We start from the raw sequence: 23,693 nt of genomic DNA on the forward strand, positions 1-23,693 counted from the left end.
CACATTAGACGACGATGTAAGCACTGCGAACATTGAGGAGTGTGACCTGTGCCGCAGGCCAGCACGTATCACCACGGCGATCTGCGCGCTGCCTGCCTGCGTGCCGCACACGAGCTCCTCGAAGCGGACGGCAGCGCCGGCCTCTCGCTGCGCGCGGTCGCCCGGCGCGCCGGGGTGTCGGCGACGGCCCCCTACCGCCACTTCGCCGACCGCGACGCCCTCGTCTCCGCCGTGGCCGCCGAGGGCTACCGCGAACTCGCCGGACATCTGGCCGAGGCCCATCCCGCACCCTCGACGCCCGACGAACTCGCCTCGGTCGCCGTCGCCTACGTACGGTTCGCGCTGGAGCATCCGGCCCTGTTCCGGGTGATGTTCGCCGAGCCCTGCGACCCGACCAGCGAGGAACGGGTCGCCGCCACCGAGGCCATCTCCGCGTACGTCCGCGCCATCGTCCGCGCCACCTTCCCCGGCGTGGACGCGGACGCCCTGTCGACGACGGTGTGGGCCCTGGTCCACGGCCTGGCGTTCCTGCACCTCGACGGCAAGCTCGACACCTCCACCCCCGAGGTGGTCGCCACCCAGGTCCGCGCGGCCGTCAGCGCCCTGTTCGACGCCTCCCCGGCCCTGTCCCGGCAGGCCGGCGCCGGCGGCGGCTCCTAGGATCTGCGGCATGGCGACACGACTCGTACAGATCACCATGAAGGCACAGGACGACTCCGCGCTCGGCCGGTTCTGGGCGGAGGCACTCGGCTGGGGCGTCGACAGCGAGGGACCCGGGGTCACCAACCTCGAACCCGTGGGCTTCACCTACCCCGACCCCGTGGCCGTCTGCATCGACATCGTCGCCGACCCGGAACCCAAGACGGCGAAGAACCGGGTGCACCTCGATCTGGCCAGCACGTCGGCCGCCCACCAGGCGGAGCTGGTCGCGCGCCTGAGGGAGCTCGGCGCGACACCGGCCGACGTGGGTCAGGGCGATGTCCCCTGGACGGTCCTGGCCGACCCGGAGGGCAACGAGTTCTGCCTCCTCACGCCCCGCTGATCCCGAGCGGCATCGAGCGGCCGCCCCGGCGGCTCCCCGCAGGGATCAGGTCGTCGTCGACGGCCTCCCGGCCGACGGCTTTTCGCGGAGCGCGTCGACGACCCCGCGTTCCAGCACCGCCGACTTGTTGATCAGAGTGCCCTTCCTGCCCATGATCGTGTCCCTGACGAGGTAGCTCCGCTCGCCCAGGTACTCCAGGCTCGCCGGGTCGAAGATCCAGGCGGTGCGCCAGCCGGCCCGGGTGTTGTCGCGGGCCACGCCGATCCCGTGCCGGCCGGCCGCGTCCACCGCGTCGGAGTCCACGGTCACACCGGGGATCCTCGCCGCGGCCCTGTAGAGGGCGGCCGCGGTCCTCGGCGGCATCAGCGTCTCCCGCAGCAGCTCACCGATGGCGTCGAAGGCGTCCTGCGCCGGGTCCCGTTCCTCGGCCGGGGTGTCGCGCGCGTCCTGGTCCCGGGTGATCTCGGCGGCGAGCCGCCGGAGCAGGGCGTCCGGTTCGGTGGGAAGCGAGGCCAGCCAGGTGTACGTCGGCCGGTTGAGGCCCGCCGGGTAGCCGACGGCGGGCTCGCCGTCCGGGACCCCGACGGTGATCGGGACGTACGAGCCGTCCTCGTGGATCAGGCCCTCGTCGATCACCGGTCCCGCCTTCTGCGCCGTCCAGACCTCGCGCTCGCGGGGCCCGGTCAGCTTCACCGGTCCGTCGAACGCGCCCTCGTTCTCGGTCCGCAGCGTCCTGACGTACACGAACTGACCGTCGGTGACCTTCTGTTCGTCCTTCTTCGCGGCGACCGAGGCGACCCGGTCGAGCAGCACGGCCGCGCCGTGCGGGGCCGTGGCCCGCGTACCCGTGCCTGCGGCGGCCGGTGCCGGAGCGTGGTCCTGGCCGGTGACGGCGAGCGTGGTCAGCAGCACCCCGCCCAGGGCCAGTCCGACGGCGGGAAACAGGACGGCGGGGCGCGGCAGGCGGGGCCGGGGGCGTGCGGTGGCGCGGTCGCCGTCCTGGTCGATCAGACGCATCAGGGTGTCCTTGTGGTGGAGATGACGGCCCGGGGGCAGGTCCCGTTCGGCCGGGGCCGGCAGCAGCCGGGCCAGTTCCTCGTGTTCGGCCCGCTCGGGGCCGGAGGTACGGTCGTTCATCGGGCTTCCTCCTGGACGGGCAGGGCCACGAATGGGGCCCTGCTCTCTACCTCTCCGCGGCGGGGACGGGGTTCCCTCCCGGATCCGGCCGCTTCCCCGGGGCGCCCCTCCCGCGCGGCCCCGTCCGGTGTCCGGCCGAGCTCTTCGTCGGTGAGCCGTCGCAGCCGGCCGCGGGCGCGCGACAGCCGCGACCGCACGGTGCCCACCGGGATCCCGAGGGCTTCGGCGGCCTCGGCGTAGTCCAGCCCGGCCCAGACGCAGAGGGCCAGCACCTCGCGTTCCTGACGGCGCAGTCCGCCCAGCGCCTGCCGGACGGCGGCGAGCCGCCGGGTGTCGTCGACGCGTCCGGCCGTGGCCTCCGCGATGTCCGCCACCGGTTCCGGTGCGGGGCGGCGGGCGAGGAAGGCGAGGCGCCGGCCGAGGCCGCGGTTGGCGTTGCGGGCCTTGTTCGTGGCGATCCCGAACAGCCACGGCCGCAGCGAGTCGCCCTCAGCCTCGACGGCGTGCCGGGTGCGCCAGGCGGCCAGGAAGGTGTCGGACAGCACCTCCTCGGCCGTCGACCAGTCGCCGGTCAGCCGGTAGGCATGGTTGTAGACCGCCCGCGCGTACTCCTCGTAGAGCGCGGCGAACGCCTCGCGGTCGCCCGCCCTGATTCGTGCGCGCATGCGCTCCCGGTCTTCCTGTTCATCACATCTCACACCACCTTGCTCTCCGGCCGGACCTCGGGGTTCCCGTGACCCCCGCCACACCGCACACACGCCCATCGGGCCGGCACGCGGCGTGCCGGCCCGATGGGCGGAGGTCGGACCGGGTCAGGTCAGCAGGTGCCGAGGTCCTGCCAGACACCCCATTCGCCGGTGGTACCGGGCGTCTCGTTCTGCGTCCACCACTTGGCCTTCCAGGTGTGGCCCCCGTACGAGACGGTGTTGCCGGCCGTGTAGACGGCACTGCTGCTCCACGCCGACGCGGTGCAGCTGCCGCCGGTCGGCGGAGGGGTGGTCGGCGGCGTGGTGGTCGGCGGGGTGGTGGGCGGGGTGACGCCCGCGAACTTCACCGAGTACTTCGCGAAGTCCCAGTCCGCCTGGGCCACGCTGCTGCACGTGCCGGAGGTCTGGCCGTTGTTGTCGGGCGGGGTGCACTGACGGTCGCGGTTGAGGGACCAGAAGGTGAAGCGGTCCATGTGGTGGCTGGTGGCGTAGTCCAGGACGGTCTGGAAGTCGGCCTGCTTGAAGTACTCGCCGGTGTCGCTGCGGCCGTTCATGCCGGAGAACCCTTCGTGCGCGTACGCGGTCGCCGCGTCCCAGCCGAAGGTGGACTGCAGGATCCCGTTGAAGTTCGTCAGGGCGCTCGTCTGGGCGGCCGCCCCGTTGAACCCGCCGTCGAACGGCATGATGGAGAAGTTGTTCGGCGTGAAGCCCTGCGCCTTGGCCTCGTTGAGCATCTGCTTGCCGAACCAGCCGGTGCCGTCGGCGGTGCCCGCGGTGGTGACCGAGACGTAGAGGCCCGGGTTGTTCTGCTGGAGGATCTTGGCCGCGCCGATCTCGCGGGCGATGGCGGCCGTGTTCTCGTACTCCGGCTCCTCCAGGTCGAAGTCGATGGCCTTCAGCTGGTACTTGGTGATCACCTGCTGGTAGGCGGCCGCGGTGGAGGCCGCGTCGGAGCAGGTCTGGCCGAGCTTGGTGCCCCCGTACCCGCCGATGGAGACCGACACGTCACCGCCCTTGGCGCGGATCGCGCTGATGACGGATCCCACGGCGGTGTCCGACGAGACCGGCGACGTACCGTCCCAGGTCGGTGTACAGCCGCCCCCGTTGGGCGCGAGGACGAACGCGAGCTGGAACGCCTTGAGGCCGGTGGCGTCCATGATGGCGCCCGCGTCCGGCGGGTTGTTGTCGTGCGGCATCAGATACGGCGCGGCGGCGTACCACCGGTTGCTGAGCGCGGTGGCGTCGGCGGACGCGCCCGAAGCCTGCTGTGCGGTGAAGGCGGCGAGACCTGTGGTGGCCAGGGCGGCGGTGGCCGCACCACAGAGCAGAGCGCGAAGTCGCTTCATGGGGACTCCAGTCGGGAGAAGGTGCCGCCAGAATCGAGGGATGGCGCATTCACGTCAATGAGTTGGCCTAGACCATTGCGCTATCTTGAAGATTGCCGCGCCGGCCGCCGCCCCGCAGAGCCCGGGCGGGGGTGAACGGAGCCTCCTGCGTTGTCAGTGGCGTCCCCTAGGTTTGGCTCCATGAGTTCTTCCCTCAGCGTCTATCTGCTCGATGTCGCCGCCACCCGTGCCCTGGTCGGATCGCGCGACGACCAGTTGCTCAAGGTCGTCCGCGAGTCCTTCGGGGACGATCTGGCCCGCGACGACGACTACTTCAGCGATGCGATCCAGGACGGCGCCCCCACGGCCTTCGAGGCGCTGCGCGCCGTCGTCCACGGAGGGCCGTTCAGCGAGGACGGGGAGCACGCGTTCCAGTACGGCTACGCCTACTCCCGCCTGTGCTCGCTCACCGGGTCGTTCCTGCACAACGACTCCTTCACCCCGCATCGCGGCGACTGGCTGTCGGTGGTCGACCAGGGCCTGAAGGCGCTCGGTGTCACCGCCGTGTCCGTGGAGGCGTTCGGCTACAGCGACCTGCCCGCTCCCCTGCCGTACACGTACATACCGGGCTGCGGCGAGTGGACGCCCGAGGACATAGCCCGGGCCCTGGAGCAGTTCGAGGCCACGAAGCGGGCGGTCGACGAAGCGGGCGAGGCGCCGCCGCTGGAGCCCGAGGTGGTGGACGCCGTCATGCAGTGCGTCGGCTGGATGCGGAGCGCGGCGAGCCGGCCGGGCTTCGGCGTGATCGGCTTCCGTTTCTGAGGGGCGGCCGGCCGGCGGTACGGGGCCCGCGGGCACGCGGGCCCCGGAAGCGCACCCCCGTCCCGCCGGGGGTCAGCCGAGCTTCTTGAGGAGTTCGTCCGCGAGCGGCGCGGCCGACGCCGGGTTCTGACCGGTGACGAGGTTGCGGTCGACCACGACGTGCGGGGCCCACGGCTCGCCCTCCTGGAAGTCGGCGCCGATCTCCACCAGACGGTCCTGAAGCAGCCACTTGGCCTTGTCGGCGAAGCCCGCCTGGGTCTCCTCGTCGTTGGTGAAGCCGGTCAGCCGGTAGCCGGCGAAGGCGTTGGTGCCGTCGTCCTTGGTGGCGGCGAGCACGGCGGCCGGGGCGTGGCAGACGATGCCCAGCGGGCTGCCCGACTCCAGCGCGCGCACGAGCAGCCTGCCGGAGTCGGCGTTCACCGCCAGGTCCTCCATCGGGCCGTGCCCGCCCGGGTAGAACACCGCCGCGTAGTCCGCGAGATCCACGTCCTCCACCTTCAGCGGGTGCCGGAGTTCCGCCATGCCCTCGACCGCGGCGGCCACCCTGTCGGCGTTCTCCTGGCCGTCGTTGAACTCGGGGGCCAGGCTGCCCCGGTCGACGGTCGGCACCACGCCGCCGGGCGTGGCCACGACGATCTCGTGGCCGGCGGCCTTGAACGCCTGGTAGGGCGCGACGGCCTCCTCCGCCCAGAAGCCGGTCGGGTGCGCGGTGCCGTCGGCGAGCGTCCAGTGGTCGGAACCGGTCAGAACGAAAAGGATCTTTGCCATGTCACATCTTTCGCGAGGCCGGGCCGTCGTCCGCCCGGGAGGGTTGCGGTACGGCGGTCGGGCGGGCCGTACCCCGGCCGCCGTCGCGCCGACCGCTTCACGCTACGTCCGCAGACCCACGGGATTCCAATAGAATCGCCTGTATGAGCGATAGGCAATCCAATGGGATGACGCAAGCGGAGCAGACGGCGGCGACCGGCCCGGCGGACCTGAATCTGCTGCGTACCTTTCTGGCCGTCCACCGCTCCGGATCGTTCACCGCCGCCGCGCGGCTGCTCGGTCTGTCGCAGCCGACGGTGACGACCCAGATCCGTGCCCTGGAGCGCCAGCTGGGCCGGGAGCTGTTCGAGCGGCGGGCCCGGGGCGTGGTCGCGGCGCCCTTCGCGGACACGCTCGCGGCCCGGGTGGTCGCGCCCCTCGACGCGCTGGCGGCGGTCACCGGCGACGGCGGGCCCGGCGGGGCGGAGGCGGCCGGGCCCGTCCATCTGGCCGGACCGGCCGAGCTGCTGTGCGTACGCGCCCTGCCCGCGCTCGCCCCGCTCGTCGCCCAGGGGGTGCAGGTGCGCGCGGCCCCGGGGCTGACCGATCCACTGCTCGACGAGCTGCGCGCGGGGCGCCACGACCTGGTGATCGCCACCGCCCGGCCGCGCGGCCGGGCCTGGAGTGCCGCGCCCCTGATGGACGAGGAGTTCGTCCTCGTCGCGGCCCCGGAGGCGGCCGAGCGGATCGGCGGGGCGGAACAGGTCGCCGCCGCCGGCCCCTCCGTCCTGCGCGCGCTGCCGCTGATCACGTACGCCGAGGACCTGCCGATCGCGCGCCGCTACTGGCGCCATGTGTTCGGCAGACGGCTCAACAGCCCGGCCGCCGTGACCGTCCCCGATCTGCGGGGCGTGCTGGCCCTGGTCGTCGCCGGGGCGGGGTTCACGGTGCTGCCCCGCTATCTCTGCGCGGGCGAACTGGCCTCGGGCGCACTGACGTTGCTCGCCGATCCGGAGGACCCGCCGATCAACACGGGCTACCTCGTGCAACGGCCGGGCCCGGTGACGAACCCGCACGTCGAGCTGGTCCGCGACCACCTGCTGCGGGCGGGCCGGGTCTGGTGAGCCCGGACCCGGTCAGCCGGCGGTACGGGCGCGCAGCGCGCGGCGAAACCAGTCCAGCGCGGGCGCGACGGGTTCCGGTGCCGGCCACCGGTTGATCACGGCGAGCAGCTGGAAGTACCGCTCCCTGCGGGGGTCGTCGCCGCTGTCGAGACGGGCCAGCAGCCGCCGGCGCAGAGCGGTGTCGTCCGGGAGGCCGCAGAGCCGCGCGTAGGAGGCGGTCACCGCGTCCACGACGCCGTCCGCCTGCGGGGCGAGCGGGTCGGTGCCCGCCGCCGCGGGGGCTGCCGCGTGGTCACGGATCACCGCCTCGGGGTCGCGTACGGGGACGCTCCCGCCGCCCGCGGCCCGGTCCGCCGTGTGGTGCTCGGCGCTGCGGCGCAGGGCGGCGCGGAACTCCGGGTCCTGGGTCAGTTCGGCCAGCTCCGCCCATGCCTCGACCTGGTCATCGGCGGGGTCGTCGGGCAGTTCGGGCGTCATCGACCGCAGGACGCCGTCCAGGCCCGGGTCCCCGGGCGGGCTGCCGAAGACGGCGTCGAGGAAGTCGCGGGTCAGCGTCCGCCGCTGGTCCTCGGAGAGCCTGGCCAATCGGTGCATGAGTTCCATCTCCTCGGGTGTCGAACCACGTCGGGCCACGGCCGTCAGCACCGCGCGCCGCAGGCTCAGCGTCCGGATCCGCGTCTCCAGCGCCTCCGCGTGCGCGGCGGCGACGTCGGAGAGCCGGGCCTGGCCTGCCACGACGTCACCGATCGTGGACAGGCCGAGCCCGAGTTCGCGCAGGGTCCGCACGAGGTTCAGCCGGGCCACGGCGTCCGGGTCGTACTGCCGGTAGCCGGCGGGGCTGCGGTCGGCGGGCGGCACGATCCCGCGATCGGAGTAGAAGCGGACGGTCTTGACGGAGAGCCCGGTCCGCCGGGCCAGCTCACCGATCGAGAGCCGCGTGCCACCGCTCGCCCCGTCGTGCGTGTCGCCGTTCATGGGCCACACTCTCCCGTCTCCCTCCGGGGGAGACTCAAGCGGCCGGGCGACAGCCGCCGAATCCGGTGGCTTCCGGGCCGCAGCCTGTACAGGATCATGGGCATGAACGACACCGATTCCTCTTCCGGCGCCGGCGCTCCCGACGACGCCCCGCTCCCCCGCACGTTCGGCTGGGACAACATGTTCGCCCGCCCGGACGACGACCCCCGGGACGACGGCGGGTTCCGCGGTGAGCGGGAGACGCTGGTGGGTCTGCTGCGCGATCAGCGGCTCACCCTGGAGATGAAGTGCTCCGGGCTCGACGCCAAGGCCCTGGCCCGTCGGTCCGTTCCGCCGTCGAATCTGTCGCTGCTCGGGCTCGTGCGGCATCTGGCCGGCGTGGAGGTCTACTGGTTCCGCCGTGTGATGGCGGGTCAGGACGTCCGGCGGCCATATCGCACCGCCACCGACCGGGACGCCGAGTTCAACGGGGCGGTGCCCGATCCCGGGGTCGTCGCGGATGCCTGGGCGCGCTGGCGGTCCGAGGTCGCTTTCGCGGAGGCGTTCGTCGCCGGGGCTCCCGGGCTCGGCCTCATGGCGGTCGGCGGCGACGAGCCGATCGAGCTGCGGGGCGTCCTGGCGCACATGATCGAGGAGTACGCCCGGCACAACGGGCACGCCGACTTTCTGCGTGAACGGATCGACGGCCGGGTGGGTCAGTAGCCGCCGGCGCATTCCGTACCAAAGCGGCGGGTACGGTGGTGTCCGCGCCGCCGCACCGTCGCTCCCACCGGGCGCGGCGGAACCGCGGCGCTTCCGCTTCCGGGGCCGCCGCCCGGAAGACCTACGGGCATCGGAGGGCTTCGTGGCACTCGACATCAACGAGCCGTTCGGTCAGAACTGGACCCACGCGGCCCAGTTCGGCATCGCGTTCGCCCTGTCCTGCGCGATCGGGATCGAGCGCGAGATCCGCCAGAAGGCGGCCGGTCTGCGCACGTACACGATCGTCGGGCTCGGCGCCGCGCTGTTCACCCTGGTCAGCAAGTTCGGCTTCTCCGACGTCGTGGTGACCGGACAGGTAGAGCTGGACCCGTCCCGTGTCGCGGCGCAGATCGTCTCCGGGCTCGGGTTCATCGGCGGCGGCGTCATCTTCGTCCACCGGGGCTCGGTGCGGGGCCTGACCACGGCCGCCTCCATCTGGCTCACCGCCGCCGTCGGCTGCGCGGCCGGGGCGGGGCTGCCCGTCCTGGCCACCCTGGCGACCCTCGCGTATTTCCTGGTCTCCTACGGCGTCCGGCCCCTGGCCCACCGGCTGCCGGCCCTGCGCAACGCCTCCATCGGCTACCGGATCACCTACACCGAGGGCGTCGGCGCGCTGCGGGAGCTGGTCAACCACTGCACGGAGGCCGGGTTCGCCGTCTCGGAGCTGACCACGCTGGCCGCCGACGGGACGGGGATGTTCCGGCGGCGCCGGTCGCAGCCGGACGCCGAGCGGACCGTCGAGGTCGCGCTGAGTGTGCAGGGCCGGGGCGACCCCGACGCGCTGATGGCGCGGCTCTCGGCCACCACGGGGGTCCTGGCGTGCAGCCGCAGCGACCTCTCGGACGAGTGAGCGCGCACCGGGCCCGGGGGGACCGGGGCACCGCCCGGTCGGACGCCCCGGCGTGCGGCGGGCCCCGGCGTATGGATTAGTGGCAGCGGGTCCCGGTGTGCGCCCGCGTGGCGGGGCCGGGACCCCGCCGTACCTCCGACGCCACTTCATGGAGCCGCCGCATGCCCGAGACCACCGAGGAACCGGCCGCGGCCCAGCCCGTCGTCGCCCCGCTGACGACCTCGGCCCTGATCCTGGTCGCCACGATCGAACCCGGTGGCGAGGACGCCGTCCGTGAGGTGCTGCCGGACCTGGCGGCCTTCGCCCGCTCGATCGGATTCCGCTTTCCCACGTCCGAGCTGGCCTGTGTGACGGGGTTCGGCTCCGATGCCTGGGACCGGCTGTTCTCGGGCCCCCGGCCCGCCTCGCTCCACCCCTTCCAGGAGCTGCGAGGCCCCCGCCACCACGCCCCGGCCACCCCCGGCGACCTGCTGTTCCACATCCGGGCCGAGCGGATGGACGCCTGCTACGAGTGGGCCGCCCAGCTGATGGACCGGCTGGGCGGCGCGGTGCGGATCGTCGACGAGACCCAGGGCTTCCGCTACTTCGACCACCGCGATCTGCTCGGGTTCGTCGACGGCACCGAGAACCCGAGGGGCGACGACGCCCGGTCGGCGGCCCTCGTGGGGGACGAGGACCCCGACTTCGCGGGCGGCAGCTATGTCGTCGTACAGAAGTACCTCCACGACCTGACCGCGTGGAACGCCCTGCCGGTCGAGGAGCAGGAGCGGGTGATCGGGCGGAGCAAGTTCACCGACATCGAGATGCCCGACGACGTCAAGCCCGCCGACTCGCACGTGGCGCTGAACACCATCACCGAGCCGGACGGCACCGAGCGCGACATCCTGCGCGCCAACATGCCGTTCGGCCGCTTCGGCGAGGGCGAGTTCGGTACGTACTTCATCGGGTACGCCGCCGATCCGGACGTCACCGAACGCATGCTCCGCAACATGTTCCTCGGCAGTCCGCCCGGCACCCACGACCGCATCCTCGACTTCTCGACGGCGGTCACCGGCACCCTCTTCCACGCCCCGAGCGCCGACTTCCTCGACGCCCCGCCCCCGTCGCCCGCCTCCGCCGGGGCCGCGCACCTGCCGGAGCCGGTGTCCGCGCCGGTGCCGGAGGCCGTGGCCGCACCGGACGCCGGGGACGGTTCGCTGCGTATCGGCAGCCTGCAAGAAAGCGCCTCGTCATGAACAACCTGCACCGCGAACTCGCCCCCGTCACCCCGGCCGCCTGGGACCAGATCGAGGAGGAGGCCCGGCGCACCTTCAGCCGTCATGTGGCCGGGCGCCGTGTCATCGACGTCAGCGGGCCCGAGGGGCCCGCGCTGGCGGCGGTCGGGGACGGCCATCTGCGCGACATCGACCCGCCCACGCCGGATGTCCTGGCCCGTGCCCGGACGTCGATGCCGGTCATCGAGTGGCGGGTGCCGTTCACGGTGACCCGGGCCGCCGTCGACGACGTCGAACGCGGCTCGGACGACAGCGACTGGCAGCCCGTCAAGGACGCGGCACGCACCTGTGCGTTCGCCGAGGACATGACGATCATCGACGGGTACGCGGCGGCGGGGATCGCGGGGCTCCGGGACGGCTCCTCGCACACGGCGCTGCCGCTGCCCGCCGACGCCCGCGACTACCCGGCCACCGTCAGCCAGGCCATGACGCAGCTTCGGCTGGCGGGTGTGGACGGGCCCTACCGGCTGCTGCTGGGCGCGGACGCGTACACGGAGGCCACCGAGACGTCCGACCACGGCTACCCGGTCTCCACGCACCTGGCCCGCATCCTGGACGACAAGATCCTGTGGGCGCCGGCCGTCGCGGGCGGGGTGCTGCTGTCCACCCGGGGCGGCGACTTCGAACTGTGCCTGGGCGAGGACCTGTCGATCGGCTACCAGGACCATGACGCGACGGAGATCCGGCTGTACTTCCAGCAGTCGTTCACCTTCCGGATGCTGACCCCGGAGGCGGCCGTCCCGATCATCGCCTGAACAGTCCGGCGGTGCGCTCGTATGCTCGGCTGCCATGACGAGCCGTAGGTCCACCCCGCCGCAGCCCCGGGTCCCGGAACCGTCGGTCGCGCTGCGCGAGCTGCTCGCCTTCGACGACGGCGGCACGCTGCGGCTGCTGCTGGCCCCGGCGGGCCGGGACGTCGGCGTCCGAGGGGTGGCGGTCGGCGACGAGGGGCCCGCACGGCCGCTCGACGGCTGCCTGGTGCTGGTGACCGGAGTGCCCGCCTCGTCCCCCGACGCCGCCGGTGCCGTGCGCGAGGCCGCCGGGCGCGGTGCGTCGGGCGTGGTGCTGCGCGAGGCCGAGGGGGTGCCCGCCGCGCCCGAGGTGCCGGCCGCCGCCGAGGAGGCGGGTATCGCCCTGCTCACCCGGGCCGCGTGGGCCGACTGGACGGACACCGCCGCGCTGCTGCGCTCCGCGCTGGCCTGCGCCCGGGCCGGCCGGGACGGGGAGGCGACGGGGTTCACGGCCGGGGGCGCGGAGAGCCTGACGGCCCTCGCGGCGGCTGTCGCCGGATACACCGGCGGGTCGATCACCATCGAGGACACCCGGCTGCGGGTGCTGGCCCACTCCGCCACCGGACCGGACGTTGATGTGCTGCGCCGGTCCACCATCCTGGGCGGCCGGGTACCCGAGTGGCGGGTCGCCGAGCTGCGCCGCAGCGGCATGCTACGCGCTCTGTGGACGTCCCGGGACGTGATCCACCGCGCGGCGGACGCCGACGGCCCGGAGCGGCTGATCATCGCGGTCCGCAGCGGCCCCGAGGTGCTCGGCTCCATCTGGGCGGCCGGCGACGGGCGGGCCCTGTCCCCGCAGGCGGCGGACGCGCTGCGCCGGGCCGCGGAGGTCGCCGCCCCGCTCCTGGTACGGCACCGGCTGCGCGAGAGCGGAGCCGCCCGCCGCAGCGAACTGGCGCTGCGCGGCCTGCTGTACGGGGACGGGGACGCCCGCACGCACGCCTGGTCCCTGGGGCTGTCCCCCGACGCGGCGTGCGCGGTCGTGGTGGCCGAACGCGCCGGCGCCGCCCCCGGCCCGGGCGACCGCACCCTGGACGTCCTCGCCCTCCAGGCGGTGACGTACCGCCCCTCCGTCCAGGTGCTGCGCGACGGGGACCGGCTGCTGGTGCTGCTGCCCGTGGACGGCGGGCCGGGGCGGGAGGCGCTGGCCCTGGCGCGGGAACTGGCGGGCCCGGCCGTGCCGGGCGGCCCGGTGGTCCTGGCGGGAGCCGGTCCGGTGGCCGCCGGCGCGTCGCACGTACGGGCCTCGCGCGAGGAGGCGGCCCTGATCGTGCGGGTGCTGCACGAGCGGGCCGCACGGGCGGACGGGACACAGCCACTCCGGTACGCGGACGCCGCAGGCGTGGGCCCTTCGCTGGATGTCCTGCGCGTCCTTGATGCCGCGCGGCCGGTCTGGGAGGCGGGCGACGGGCCGGTGCACGAGCTCGTCCGGGCCGATCTGGCGGCGGGCGGCGACCTGGTCCGCTCGCTGGCGGCCTATCTCGACGCGTCGGGCGATGTGGCCCGGGCGGCGGCGCGGCTCGTCGTCCATCCCAACACGCTGCGCTACCGGCTGCGGCGCGCCCGGGAGCGGTTCGGGGTGGACCTGGACGATCCCGACACCCGGCTCCTCATCACCCTCGCCGTCCGTCTCACCGGGTAGGTTTCCGTCTGTTCGTACGGCCGTTGGCCGCCCGGCCAAGGTCCCGCACCGATATTGTCCGCCCGGACAGAGACCTGTGGGGCAACCATCACCGAATCTGGCTCCATGAGCCTTCCCCCGTCGCCCGCCGCTCCCGCCTCCTCCCCCACCGCCCTCTCCCCCTCCGCGCGTGTCGCGACGGCGGTCCGCCACGCCGTCGTCTCCGGCCTGCTCGGTGAGGACTGCCCGATCGCCGGGTTCATCGACACGGACGGGGTGCGTTCCTCGGTCGCCGCCCTCCATGAGGCGTTCCCCGGGGTGCCCGCCGTCCTGCACACGTTCGCGGCGAAGGCCGCGTCGCTCGTGCCCGTGCTGCGGCTGCTCGCCCGGTGCGGCATGGGCTGCGAGGTGGCCAGCCCGGGTGAGCTTCGGCTCGCGCTGGATGCCGGGTTCGCGCCGTCGAAGATAGTGCTGGACTCCCCCGCCAAGACGCGGGACGAGATCCGCCGGGCGCTGGCCGTCGGCGTGGCGCTCAACGCCGACAACCTCGACGAGGTGGACCGGATCGCCTCGCTGCGTCCGGCGGACGCGGTGTCCGCGATCGGGCTGCGGGTCAATCCCCAGGTGGGCGGCGGCTCCATCGGGGCGATGAGCACCGCCACGGCGACCTCGAAGTTCGGCGTGGCGCTGCGCGATCCCGGCGCGCGCGAACGCGTGGTGCAGGCCTTCGCACAGCACCCCTGGCTGACTCGGCTGCACGCCCATGTCGGTTCGCAGGGCTGCTCCCTGGAGCTGATCGCGGCCGGTATCGGGGAGACCTATCGGCTGGCCGAGGAGATCAACCGCACCATCGGCCGCCGGCAGATCACCGGTCTCGACATCGGCGGCGGCCTCCCGGTCAACTTCGAGGACGACGACGTCCGGCCCACCTTCGCCGCCTATGCGGCCGCACTGCGGGCCGAGGTCCCCGGGCTCTTCGACGGGCGGTACGAGCTGGTGACGGAGTTCGGCCGCTCGCTGCTGGCCAAGAACGGTTTCATCGGCGCGCTGGTCGAGTACACGAAGGACGCCGGCGGCCGCCGGATCGCGCTCACGCACGCGGGGGCGCAGACGGCCACCCGTACCGTCTTCATGCCCGAGGCCTGGCCGCTGCGGGTCGGGGCCTTCGACGCCGAGGGGCTGCCCAAGGGCGGGCCGCCGCTCGTGCAGGACATCGCGGGTCCGTGCTGCTTCGCCGGGGATGTCGTCGCCCACGCCAGGGAGCTGCCCGAGCTGCGGTCGGGCGACTTCGTGGTGCTGTACGACACCGGCGCGTACTACTTCTCCTCACCGTGGTCGTACAACAGCCTGCCGAGGCCGGCGGTGTACGGATTCGAGGTGACCGAGGGGCCGGGGCCGGAGGGACCGGCGGTGCGCTTCGCGCCGGTACGCGACGCCCAGTCGCTGGACTCGGTCTCGGCGGAGAGCGGGCTGGCCCACGCCGATGCCCTGGTGGACCTGGGGGAATCTTTTTAGTAGCCATGTACATAGTATCTATGTACTGTATCTCTCGTGAGCAACACACTTGAGGGTCCGACCCCCGGCTTCCTGGTCTGGCGTCTGTCGATGAAATGGCGGGTCGCGCTGGACCGGGCGCTGGCACCGCTCGGACTGACCCATGCGCAGTACTCGCTCGTGGCGTCCCTGCTCGGGATGCAGAGTGCGGGGCTGCGGCCCAGTCAGCGCGCACTCGCGGACCACACGGGGCTCGAAGCGCTCTATGTGTCGAAGCTGGCGCGCGGCCTGGAGACGGCCGGGCTCGTCGAGCGCGCCGCCGACCCCTCGGACACCAGGGCGGTACGGCTGTCGCTGACCGAGGAGGGCCGTGCCGTCACCGGCCGGGCGGTGGAGGTGGTCCGCGAGCTCGTGGACGGGCTGCTCGCACCCCTGGGCGGCCTGGACGGCCCGGCCACCGAGGTGTTCACCCAGGCACTGACGGCGCTGCTCGACGCGCCGGTCCCCGCAGTCGACGGTTCTTCCACCAAGGAGCGATCATGACCACCGCACCCCTCGCACCCCCGGTCAACGGCCAGATCATCGGCCAGGCCCACTACGCCACCCGCGCCGTGCTGGAACGGATACTGGCGGGCACCGGGACCACCTTCCTCCAGTCCGTCGCACTCAACGCCGTGGCCGGCGGCGAGGGAACCGTCGAGCGCAACGCGCTGGTCGCGCGTATGACCGGCACTCTGAAGATCGACGCGTCGGCGGCGGAGACCACCGTGTCCGAGCTGACGTCGGCCGGGCTGCTGGCGGAGGAGGGCGAGGCCCCTTCCCTGCTGTCCCTCACCGAGGCGGGCGCCGAGCTGCAACGTACGCACAGCACCGGCCTCGCCGGGATCACGGCCGCGCTGTACGCGGACCTGCCGGCCGAGGACCTGGCCGCGGCGGGCCGGGTGCTGACCGAGGTGACCGCGCGGGCCAACGCCGTACTGGCCGAGGGCTGAGCGCACCGCCGCCGGTCAGCCGACCGGCGAGGGCTCCGGCTCGGGCGGCGGCACCGGCTCGGGGTTCGGCGAGGGCGGCTCGGGGATCGGGTCGGGCGCCGGGCCTGGCGGTGTGGGGTTCGGCGGCGTCGGCCCCGGTCCCGGCGGCGTGGGGGTCGGCTCCGGGAGCGGCTGCGGCGGCCCCGGAATCGGCCCGGGCGTGGGCGCGGGCGGCACGGGGTCGGGGAACGGATGAGTCATCTCGGGCCTCCGAACGGTCGGGGGTGGATCTCTTCCACCGTCTCCCGGAGCGGCTGCCCGCGCCCGGCGAGTCCATACGTACGGGCTACGGATGATCCGGTCGGCTCAGCGCGAGGCCGCCACCGCCGCGGCGGCCAGACCCGGGCGGGGGCTGGACAGCACCGGGATCCGGGTGGTGGTGCGGGTGACGGCACCGGCCATGGAGCCCTGGGCCAGCACGATCACCTCGGCGTCCGTCACCGCGTCGGCCGCGGCCGCCACGAGATCCAGGCACCCGTCCCGGTCGCCGGCCCCGAATCGTTCCCAGGCGCCTTCCACCAGGACGGTCCGCACGTCCGGGGCGGGCAGCCCCGCCCGCCGCGCCTCCTCGACGAGCAGCGCACGGGTCGGCGCCAGGGTGGAGGGGAGCGTGGCGAGGACGGTGATCCGTCCGGCGCGGACGGCCTCCGCCGCCATCGGGCGGTCGACACGCAGGACCGGGACACCGAGCGCAGCCCCGGCGGACTCGGCGACGGCACCGATCGTCGAGCAGGTGCAGAGCACGGCCGTCGCACCCTCCGCGACGGCCCCGGCGACCAGGTCCGCGACATCCCCGGCCACCGCTTCGGGGCCCCTCGCCCCGGCCCGGTCGAGGAGTTCCTCGCGCACGACGTGCCGCAGGACGAGGCCCGGGTGGTCGGCGTCGCGCAGGGCGTCGAAGACCGGGACATGGACGGCGGAGGTGTGCAGCAGCGTGAGGATCACCGACGACACGCTACCGGCGCCGCACCCACCGTCCGCCCCCGGCCCGGTACGGCCGGCTCAGTACAGCTCGGGGTGCGAGGCCAGCTGTGCCTCGGCCCGCTCCACCAGATCGGCCGGCGCCCCGGGGGCCTCGTCGGGGTGGCGCGAGGCCCACTTGGCGGCGTACGGGCAGAGCGGCACGACGGGAACGCCCGCGCGGGCCGCCATCGCGTAGAACTCCTTGACCAGGGAACCGCCGATGCCCTTGCCCTCGTGCCCCGGCTCGACGACGGTGTGCACGGCGACGAGCGCGGCGGGCTCGCCGTCCATCACGAAGTACGCGATGACACCGGCGGCCTCGCCGTCCTCGTACGCGAGCAGCCGCCCGGCCGCCCGGTCGTCACGGATCTCGGGCCCGGTCTGTCCGGCCTGGTCTGCCATGGCGGCTTGCTCCCTCGCTGGATGAGGCGCGTCAGCGTGCCGCGGGTACGGCGTGCGGACTGCGCTCGGTGTCGGTCCCCGGTACGGGCGCCGAGGCGTCCGCGCCGAGCGCGACGATCCGGTTGCCCGCGTCGACATGGACGATACGCGGCACGAGCCCGCGCGCCTCCGCGTCGTCGACCTGCGCGTAGCTGATCAGGATGACCAGATCACCGGGGTGCACGAGGTGGGCGGCGGCGCCGTTGATCCCGATGACGCCGGAGCCGCGTTCACCCTCGATGACGTACGTCTCCAGGCGGGCGCCGTTGTCGATGTCGACGATGTGGACGAGCTCCCCGGGCAGCAGGTCCGCCGCCTCCATCAGCTCGGCGTCCACGGTGACGGAACCGACGTAGTGCAGGTCGGCCTGGGTCACGGTGGCGCGGTGAATCTTGGACTTGAACATGGTGCGCAGCACTCTGGACTCCTCGAAGACGGCTCCCTGCCTGCGTTCTTGCAGGTCAAGGGCTGTTTCCCTACTTTACAACGAGTCGCCCGTCCGAGTCCCGCACTTGGGCGTGGACCGTCTGCCCCGCGTACGTCCGGCGAGGTCCGCGCATCACCCGGACTCCGGACCGCACCACGACGTGGTCACCGGTCGACGGCTTCGCCCTGCGACGACCGAAAACAGGGTGCGGTCGGCTGAGCCGGGGTGATAGGCAGACGATGTGACAGAGAGTCTTGAGTTTTCCGCCCTGCTGCGACTGATCGGGGAGCGGTCGGCCGCGTTCGGGAGTGCGGTTGCCGCCGCGCCCGGCCTCGACGCGCCGGTGCCGTCCTGCCCCGGGTGGACGTTGTTCGACCTGGTGCAGCACCTGGGTACGGGCCAGCGCTGGTGGGCCGCGATCGTCGCCGCGGGTCCGGCCGAGGCTCCGCCGGCCAAGGATGCCGCCAAGGCGCCGCGCGAGCTCGATGCACTGCTCGCCTGGTACGCCGAGTCGAACGAACTGCTGCTGCGTACGCTGCGCGAGGCCGGCCCGGAGCGCGCGTGCTGGACGTGGTGGAGCGCGGGCGTGTCGCCGGCGAACGCCCGGGGCGTTGCCCGGCGCCGGGTGCACGAGGTGCTGGTGCACACCTACGACGCCCAACTTGCCGCAGGGACCGTGCAGCCGATGCCGGCGGACGTCGCGCTCGACGGCGTGGCCGAGTTTCTCGACACCTGCAACTCCACCCCCGCGGCCTGGCCGCACGAGGCCGCCACCGTCCACTACCACGCCGCCGAGGGCCGCTCCTGGCTCCTCGCGCTGGACGGCACCGGCGCCTGGCCCGCACCCCTCACCAACGACGCCGCGCCCGCCTCCGTTTCGGCCACGGGCACGGCCGAGCAGTTGCTCCTCTTCGTCTGGGGCCGCCTCACGCCGGGCGACCTGAAGATCGAGGGCGACCCGCAGGTCTTCGAGCGGCTGATCACCTGGGAGCCCGGGGAGTAGCCGGCGGTCGTCCCATGCGGCTGGTTGGGGCTGTCGGTCCTGCCCGAGGAGTCCGGCACACCGGCCGTGCCACACCACCCCTTAAGGTTTGCCCATGGGTTTGACAGCTGGTCACGACGGAGGAGTCCTGCCCGGTCCGGCGGCCCCGGCGCAGGGCTGGCAGGCGCCGAGCGCGGTCGAATCGGGGCTGTACGAGGCAAAGGTGCGCGGCGACTGGCCCGCGTACTACGACCTCGTCGCCCGGGCCGACCTCTACATGATGCAGTCACGGGCGTACGTCGACGCGAACCCGGGCAACACCCGCTTCCACCCCTACTGGAGCCCGCAGACCCGGACCATGTGCCTGGCCGTGTACACCGGCGGCATGCTGCCGCCGCCCGTCGCCGACCCGGTCTACAACTGCTACGACTTGGGCTGGTTCGCGCAGGCCTGGCACCCGGACGACCCGCCCTACCTCGTCGTCAACCCCGGCAGCCCCTGCGAGGGCATCCTGCCGGCCGGGCCGGAGGGCCGCGCCCTGTGGCAGCGCCACTCCGCCCCGGTCGAACGGCCGGGGCTGGCCCAGGACGCCGTCCACACCCTGACGACGGGCGGGCCGCGCAGCGGTCCCGTCGCCTTCGGCCTCGCGGTCGGCGCGCACATCAACGTGCGCAACGGGCACTACTGGAACTCGATGGCCTACCACGGCAGCGGCTACCGCGCGGAGAAGCGCACGCTGGAACGCTGGTGGGGCGTCAGCACCCGCGAGGACTGGCAGGACACGCAGGAGCGGCTGCTGAGCGCCGAGATGGTCAGCGGCGTCTGGGAGTTCGTCCTGCAACTGCGCCGCTCCATGGCCCTGGACTTCGCGGGCCCCGTCGACGTCGACCACTGGCGCCAGGCCGCGGCACATGTCGTGCGCCGGCGCACCGAGGCCGCCGGCGAACCCCGCCTGAGCGCGGACGGCGTCACCCAGGGCCGCACCGTCACCGCTGCGGAGCTGGAGGGCCAAGTAACCGGCGTGCAGCGGCTGATCGGCCGCATCGCCCGCTACGAGGCTCGGTTCCGCGCCGACGGCCTGCTCCCCGAAGCGGGCTTCGTCCAGAGCGTCGAGGCCTGGGACTACGGCAGGGCCTCCGGCATGGCCCGCTGGGGCCTCGCCGCCCGCCTGTGCTCCCTGCGGGAGGCGGAAGAGGCCGTGGTCCGCGCCGGCCGTCTCGTCCAGCTCAACTACCGCTCGTGGGAGAACTTCTCGGCCGCCTACATTCTTGGCCGCTGCCTCCACTTCGACGAAGAGGAGTTCGGCGAGTGGTACGAGACCGCCCTCGCGACCCACCGCGCCCTGACCAGTGACCCGGCCGGCCCGTGGCACACGCTCCCCTGGACCTGAGAAGCCGCTGCCCTGCCGGTCCGAAGGTCACGGAGGCCGCGCGCTGCTACGGTCGGGCCCATGAGCTGGCTTCCCGACACCTTCGTCCATCCCGTCCTGGTACCGCTGCCGGGCGGTGGTCATCACCTGCGGCCGATCCGGGAGGCGGACACCGCGCTCGACTATCCGGCTGTGATGGGGTCGCGCGAGCGGCTGTGGACCGTCTTCGGCCCGGCCTGGGGCTGGCCTGCGGCCACCATGACCTACGAGGCCGACCAGGCCGACCTGTTGCGGCACGAGAAGGAGATCGCCGCACACGAGTCCTTCAACTACGCGCTGTTCGACGCGGCGGAGACGGCTCTGCTCGGCTGCGTCTACATCGACCCGCCGGAGAGGGCCGGCGCGGACGGCGAGATTGCCTGGTGGGTGGTGGACGAGCTGGTGGACAGCGAGGTCGAGCGGGCCCTCGACGATCTGGTGCCGCAGTGGATCGCCGCCGACTGGCCGTTCGAGCAGCCGCGCTTCCTCGGCCGCGAGATCTCCTGGTCGGACTGGCTCACCCTGCCGAAGCACCCCGACGCGTAGGCAGCGACGCCGGGGTGTCCTCGACGAGCCGGCCTGGGACAGCGTCTAGGCGCCCGCCGCCCCGGCGGGCGGCAGGGGCTGGGTGCCGACCTGGTCCAGCAGCGCGATGTTCGGGTTGCAGTCCGCCGGGTGGACCGACACGGAACCGTCCGGGCCGCGCTCCACCAGCAGCAGGCCGAAGTCGGTGAGTGCCTGGAGCCGGGTCGGTTCGACCACGTACTCGTAGACGCGCTGCTCGCTATGGGCCGTGCCGGTGCTCCGGCTGTCGCCCGTCGTGTGTGTGGTGGACTCGTTCGTCGTGCGGGTGGTGCTGGTCGAGGTACCGGACGTCCGGCTGCGGCTGCCGCCGTGGGTGCGGGAGCCCTCGCCGCGTCCCCAGTTCGAGCCGTCGGTCACCGAGTCGCTGTGGGTTGTTCCGCTGCTCGTCGACGAGCCGAGCGTCCTGGCCACGGAGGTGTTGACGACCTCGCCCTCGGTGTCGGTCAGCGAGTGCAGGACGAATGAGTGCCGGCGGCCGAGGAAGTCCGCGGCGACACCGGCCTCCTGGTGGTTGCCGAGCCTCATGAAGGCGACCGTTCCGCCGCCGATCATCTCGACCGAGCCCTCCCGCAGATGCGGGTGCAGGAAGGTGAGTTGGGCCCCGCGGTGCTCGCAGACGTTGGCCAGCTGTTCGAGGCAGCGCCGCTGGAGACCCTGTTCGCCGAGCGCGACGACCACCGCCGGGACGGTCTCCTTCGAGGAGGCCAGGCGCCGGGTCACGCTCTGCACCGCCAGGTCTGCCAGCATCTCCGTTCCGGCCGACCCCGCGGCGGGGTCCAGCGCGATGCAGGTCAAGTGTCCGGGGCCATGCCCGGCGCGGTCCGCGCCCAGCCGTTCCAGCGGGTGCAGGAAGGCCGCGAGCCGGACCAGGCTGTCCCGCACCCGGTCCTTGTTGCTGTCGGCCAGCAGATCGTCCGCGATCCGGTTGCGCTCCGCGCGGGTGAGGGCCTTCGTGTCCTCGGCCTCGCCCATCAGAGCGCGCAGACCCGCTCCCAGGCGGGCCGGGGTGATGTCCTCCCCCAGCGCTCCGCACAGCCGGTCGAGGATCATGGTGTCGACGGTGCGGGCGGCCCGGCCCGTCTGGGAGTCCTCGGCGTGGACAGCCTCCACGAGGCTGTTGACCAGCTCCTGCGGAGTGAGGCCGCTCAGGATGTCGCTGCCGGCCATTCCGCTCGGCAACAGCTGTACGTCCAGGGGGAATCCGGCCGGCTCGGCCAGCGCGGACAGCTCCTGGCAGACGAGGGCCTGGGTCAGGTCGACCACGATCACGGGCCGTTGCCGGAGCGTCGACGTGCCGAAGACCGTGAGGAACCCCTCCCGGCCCCGCCGGCTCCCGCCGAAGACATCGATCCTGCGGGTTCCGGTGCGGACCGGGAGTGCTCCCCAGGCGCCCAGGTTCCGCACCCGCTCGTCCTGCTCCGTCGCATGCTGCCTGCCCCGCTCCCACCAGGCCTGCCACGTGTACTGGAAGTGCTGCTCCAGTTCGGCGCGCTTGGCTTCCAGGACGCGGGCCGCCTCGTCGGCCGACTGGCCGGCATGAACCACCAGCGCCACGCACACCCCCGCGACGACCAGGGCGAGCACGGCCAGGGAGCCGCCCGCCAGGAGGGACAGCAGGAGGCACCCCAGCGCCAGGACTCCGCCGGCCTTCGTGAGGGACTGCTTCCGGTTCTCGTGCGCGATACGGGCGGCGGCCGCCCGGTTCTCGTACACCACGGGTACGGGCTGCCGCCGCGGTTCCGGCTCGGGGAAGGGCCGGCGCAGCGCCTCCGGGTCCCGGTAGACCCAGCCCAGCCGCTGCCCGGGCTCGAAGAGGCGCAGCGACGGGTCGGCCGGCGTGGCTCCGGGACCGGGAGGAGTCATGAGGACCGGCTTCCGGGCGGTCCGGCCGCGAAGGGCTCCAGCGCGACGATGCGGGTGTGGAGCGGAGGGTGCGTGGACATGAGCCGGGCCAGGGCACCCTGCTCCTCCTCGGTGGCGGCGCCCTGCTTCAGTTCAGCGGTGAATACGGCGATCAGCAGCGGGCCGTACCCGATCTCGCCGGCGAACCTGTCGGCACGCAGCTCGCCGCGCCGGGACGCCCAGGGCAGCAGCAGGGGAATCGCGAACAGGGCGAGCGCCGGAGGGAAGGCGAGGGCCACGGCGATGGCGACAATGACGATCAGCAGGGCCAGGACGACCGCCCCCAGGATCGCGAACTCCGCCGCCAGGACGACGGCGAAGATCACGACGTACTTCACGATGGTCATCACAATCCGGGCAGGCAGCGAGTAGTAGACGCCGAGGAGCCCGGACCAGGCATGGCCGTGGACATGATGTCCCAGCTCATGGGCCAGGACGGCGGAGAGCCGGTCCCTGGGGAACCTGTCCAGCGAGTGGCGTGTCACGGCGACGATGTGTCCTGCGGCGCCGAAGGCGTTGACCTCGTCGCTGTCCTCGATCCACAGGTCGTACCGCGAGCCGTCGACGCCCGCCCGGCGGGCTACCTCGTCCCACAGGGGCTGGAGTTTCGCGAGCTCGGCGCCGGTGGGCGCGCGGACCTTGTAGACGAACTTCGCCACCACCCGCTCGGTGGGGCGGTGGAACATCAGCGCGCCGGAGGCGAGCCAGGCGAGGACGAGGAAGTTGCCCAGCAAGGTCGGGAAGATCCGGGAGACCACCCAGACGACCAGGAGACTGCCCAGGAAGTGGGGCAGGTTCAGCAGGAGCGTGGTGACGGCAGGCGAGTCCACGCCACGGCGGGTGGGCGGCGGCGCGGCCGGATCGTACGCGGGCGCGGGCCGCGCACCGGGGATCCACGGCTGCCCGGGCTGTCCCGCGGAAGGCTGCGGCTGGGCCGCGCCCTGGAACCCCTGCGAGGACGCCGGCGGCGCGAAGCCCCTGGGTGCGTAGGGCGGCGGGGCAGGCGGCCGCCGCGGCGGCGCCTGGGAGGTGTTCTCGTCCGGGACTTCGCCACCGCCCGAGGGCTGATGCGGAGGCCGGGGGCCGACGGGGTGGTCCATGCAAACTCCACCCTGTTGGTGACAGGCACTCAAGAGACTCCGAAATCAGCAAGGTTGGGCAGAACTGACACCGGTGAGGCTTGGGCCCGACTCCGATCAACCCTAGGATGTTGCCACACGATCGATCCATGGGGGGACTGTTCCGTGTTGGCCGCGATGTGCGCACACGACGTGGTGCGCGCCAGGGGACACCGCATCCCGTGC

General features: G+C 73.2%; 24 protein-coding genes and 1 pseudogene. 15 read left to right on the forward strand and 10 right to left on the reverse strand.

Translation table 11 applies throughout. The features are described from left to right. The first annotated feature begins 48 nt into the window (after window positions 1-48). Both RLT58_RS02940 and RLT58_RS02945 read left to right on the forward strand, forming a co-directional pair. Window positions 49-660: a TetR/AcrR family transcriptional regulator gene (locus RLT58_RS02940; protein ID WP_311308786.1), complete on the forward strand. Its 612-nt coding sequence runs from the start codon at window positions 49-51 to the stop codon at window positions 658-660. Between the two features lie 10 nt (window positions 661-670). Then, window positions 671-1,039 (forward strand): annotated as a pseudogene (locus RLT58_RS02945) (VOC family protein); the annotation flags it as partial. A gap of 48 nt (window positions 1,040-1,087) precedes the next feature. On the opposite strand, the gene RLT58_RS02950 reads toward RLT58_RS02945, so the two are convergent. The 3 genes from RLT58_RS02950 to RLT58_RS02960 all read right to left on the reverse strand — a co-directional run bounded on the left by RLT58_RS02950 (window position 1,088) and on the right by RLT58_RS02960 (window position 4,232). Continuing rightward, window positions 1,088-2,179 (reverse strand): CU044_5270 family protein, encoded by a 1,092-nt coding sequence (locus tag RLT58_RS02950; RefSeq protein WP_311308787.1) that lies wholly within the window; start codon window positions 2,177-2,179, stop codon window positions 1,088-1,090. After that, entirely contained in the window at window positions 2,176-2,844 is a 669-nt protein-coding gene (locus RLT58_RS02955) for an RNA polymerase sigma factor (protein ID WP_311308788.1), read from the reverse strand. The genes RLT58_RS02950 and RLT58_RS02955 overlap by 4 nt, the downstream gene beginning before the upstream one ends. Before the next feature lie 152 nt (window positions 2,845-2,996). Continuing rightward, a complete protein-coding gene (locus tag RLT58_RS02960; RefSeq protein ID WP_311308789.1) occupies window positions 2,997-4,232 on the reverse strand; it encodes a chitinase in 1,236 nt (411 codons plus the stop codon). Window positions 4,233-4,412: 180 nt separating this feature from the next. Between RLT58_RS02960 and RLT58_RS02965 the strand changes: the two genes are divergently transcribed. Next, on the forward strand, window positions 4,413-5,033 hold the full coding sequence (locus tag RLT58_RS02965) for a DUF7691 family protein (RefSeq protein ID WP_311308790.1): 621 nt from the start codon (window positions 4,413-4,415) through the stop codon (window positions 5,031-5,033). A gap of 72 nt (window positions 5,034-5,105) precedes the next feature. On the opposite strand, the gene RLT58_RS02970 is transcribed toward RLT58_RS02965, so the two are convergent. Next, a complete protein-coding gene (locus RLT58_RS02970; RefSeq protein ID WP_311308791.1) occupies window positions 5,106-5,801 on the reverse strand; it encodes a type 1 glutamine amidotransferase domain-containing protein in 696 nt (231 codons plus the stop codon). A gap of 143 nt (window positions 5,802-5,944) precedes the next feature. On the opposite strand from RLT58_RS02970, the gene RLT58_RS02975 reads away from it, so the two are divergent. Further along, window positions 5,945-6,904: a LysR family transcriptional regulator gene (locus RLT58_RS02975; protein WP_399130797.1), complete on the forward strand. Its 960-nt coding sequence runs from the start codon at window positions 5,945-5,947 to the stop codon at window positions 6,902-6,904. Window positions 6,905-6,916: 12 nt separating this feature from the next. On the opposite strand, the gene RLT58_RS02980 is transcribed toward RLT58_RS02975, so the two are convergent. After that, window positions 6,917-7,879 (reverse strand): MerR family transcriptional regulator, encoded by a 963-nt coding sequence (locus tag RLT58_RS02980; RefSeq protein WP_311308792.1) that lies wholly within the window; start codon window positions 7,877-7,879, stop codon window positions 6,917-6,919. Between the two features lie 180 nt (window positions 7,880-8,059). On the opposite strand from RLT58_RS02980, the gene RLT58_RS02985 reads away from it, so the two are divergent. From RLT58_RS02985 to RLT58_RS03020, 8 genes are all read left to right on the forward strand, one after another. Then, window positions 8,060-8,581, forward strand: a complete 522-nt coding sequence (locus RLT58_RS02985; protein ID WP_311314399.1) for a DinB family protein — start codon at window positions 8,060-8,062, stop codon at window positions 8,579-8,581. Between the two features lie 142 nt (window positions 8,582-8,723). Next, the gene (locus RLT58_RS02990; protein ID WP_311308793.1) at window positions 8,724-9,470 is read left to right on the forward strand and encodes an MgtC/SapB family protein; all 747 of its coding nucleotides are present in this window, start codon (window positions 8,724-8,726) and stop codon (window positions 9,468-9,470) included. 161 nt (window positions 9,471-9,631) lie between these two features. Next, window positions 9,632-10,705: a Dyp-type peroxidase gene (locus RLT58_RS02995; RefSeq protein WP_311308794.1), complete on the forward strand. Its 1,074-nt coding sequence runs from the start codon at window positions 9,632-9,634 to the stop codon at window positions 10,703-10,705. Next, on the forward strand, window positions 10,702-11,499 hold the full coding sequence (locus RLT58_RS03000; protein WP_311308795.1) for a family 1 encapsulin nanocompartment shell protein: 798 nt from the start codon (window positions 10,702-10,704) through the stop codon (window positions 11,497-11,499). The genes RLT58_RS02995 and RLT58_RS03000 overlap by 4 nt, the downstream gene beginning before the upstream one ends. Window positions 11,500-11,533: 34 nt before the next feature. Then, on the forward strand, window positions 11,534-13,177 hold the full coding sequence (locus tag RLT58_RS03005) for a PucR family transcriptional regulator (protein WP_311308796.1): 1,644 nt from the start codon (window positions 11,534-11,536) through the stop codon (window positions 13,175-13,177). Window positions 13,178-13,282: 105 nt separating this feature from the next. Further along, the gene (locus RLT58_RS03010) at window positions 13,283-14,671 is read left to right on the forward strand and encodes a type III PLP-dependent enzyme domain-containing protein (protein WP_311308797.1); all 1,389 of its coding nucleotides are present in this window, start codon (window positions 13,283-13,285) and stop codon (window positions 14,669-14,671) included. A gap of 36 nt (window positions 14,672-14,707) precedes the next feature. Then, window positions 14,708-15,193: a MarR family winged helix-turn-helix transcriptional regulator gene (locus tag RLT58_RS03015; protein WP_311308798.1), complete on the forward strand. Its 486-nt coding sequence runs from the start codon at window positions 14,708-14,710 to the stop codon at window positions 15,191-15,193. Next, on the forward strand, window positions 15,190-15,642 hold the full coding sequence (locus RLT58_RS03020; RefSeq protein WP_311308799.1) for a winged helix DNA-binding protein: 453 nt from the start codon (window positions 15,190-15,192) through the stop codon (window positions 15,640-15,642). Before RLT58_RS03015 ends, RLT58_RS03020 begins: the two co-directional genes overlap by 4 nt. 345 nt (window positions 15,643-15,987) lie before the next feature. Here the strand turns inward: RLT58_RS03020 and RLT58_RS03025 are convergent, their stop codons facing one another. The 3 genes from RLT58_RS03025 to panD are packed head-to-tail and all read right to left on the reverse strand — an operon-like array spanning window position 15,988 to window position 17,503. Continuing rightward, window positions 15,988-16,626 carry an aspartate/glutamate racemase family protein gene (locus RLT58_RS03025; RefSeq protein ID WP_311308800.1) on the reverse strand — a complete coding sequence of 213 codons (639 nt, stop codon included), beginning with the start codon at window positions 16,624-16,626 and terminating at the stop codon, window positions 15,988-15,990. Window positions 16,627-16,683: 57 nt separating this feature from the next. Beyond that, window positions 16,684-17,046, reverse strand: a complete 363-nt coding sequence (locus tag RLT58_RS03030) for a GNAT family N-acetyltransferase (protein WP_311308801.1) — start codon at window positions 17,044-17,046, stop codon at window positions 16,684-16,686. 31 nt (window positions 17,047-17,077) lie between these two features. Continuing rightward, window positions 17,078-17,503 carry an aspartate 1-decarboxylase gene (gene panD / locus RLT58_RS03035; RefSeq protein WP_311308802.1) on the reverse strand — a complete coding sequence of 142 codons (426 nt, stop codon included), beginning with the start codon at window positions 17,501-17,503 and terminating at the stop codon, window positions 17,078-17,080. Between the two features lie 250 nt (window positions 17,504-17,753). On the opposite strand from panD, the gene RLT58_RS03040 reads away from it, so the two are divergent. From RLT58_RS03040 to RLT58_RS03050, 3 genes are all read left to right on the forward strand, one after another. Beyond that, window positions 17,754-18,515, forward strand: coding sequence for a maleylpyruvate isomerase family mycothiol-dependent enzyme (locus tag RLT58_RS03040; protein WP_311308803.1), 762 nt, complete (start codon window positions 17,754-17,756; stop codon window positions 18,513-18,515). A gap of 94 nt (window positions 18,516-18,609) precedes the next feature. Then, window positions 18,610-19,884, forward strand: a complete 1,275-nt coding sequence (locus RLT58_RS03045) for a DUF1266 domain-containing protein (RefSeq protein ID WP_311308804.1) — start codon at window positions 18,610-18,612, stop codon at window positions 19,882-19,884. 60 nt (window positions 19,885-19,944) lie between these two features. Further along, complete coding sequence (locus RLT58_RS03050) at window positions 19,945-20,448, forward strand: GNAT family N-acetyltransferase (RefSeq protein ID WP_311308805.1); 504 nt, start codon at window positions 19,945-19,947, stop codon at window positions 20,446-20,448. Window positions 20,449-20,493: 45 nt separating this feature from the next. Here the strand turns inward: RLT58_RS03050 and RLT58_RS03055 are convergent, their stop codons facing one another. Together RLT58_RS03055 and RLT58_RS03060 are read right to left on the reverse strand one after the other, a co-directional pair. Beyond that, window positions 20,494-22,350 (reverse strand): hypothetical protein, encoded by a 1,857-nt coding sequence (locus RLT58_RS03055; RefSeq protein ID WP_311308806.1) that lies wholly within the window; start codon window positions 22,348-22,350, stop codon window positions 20,494-20,496. Beyond that, a complete protein-coding gene (locus tag RLT58_RS03060; protein ID WP_311308807.1) occupies window positions 22,347-23,219 on the reverse strand; it encodes a M48 family metalloprotease in 873 nt (290 codons plus the stop codon). Before RLT58_RS03060 ends, RLT58_RS03055 begins: the two co-directional genes overlap by 4 nt. Window positions 23,220-23,693 lie beyond the last annotated feature (474 nt).

The organism is Streptomyces sp. ITFR-16 (assembly GCF_031844705.1).
Classification (GTDB): Bacteria; Actinomycetota; Actinomycetes; order Streptomycetales; family Streptomycetaceae; genus Streptomyces.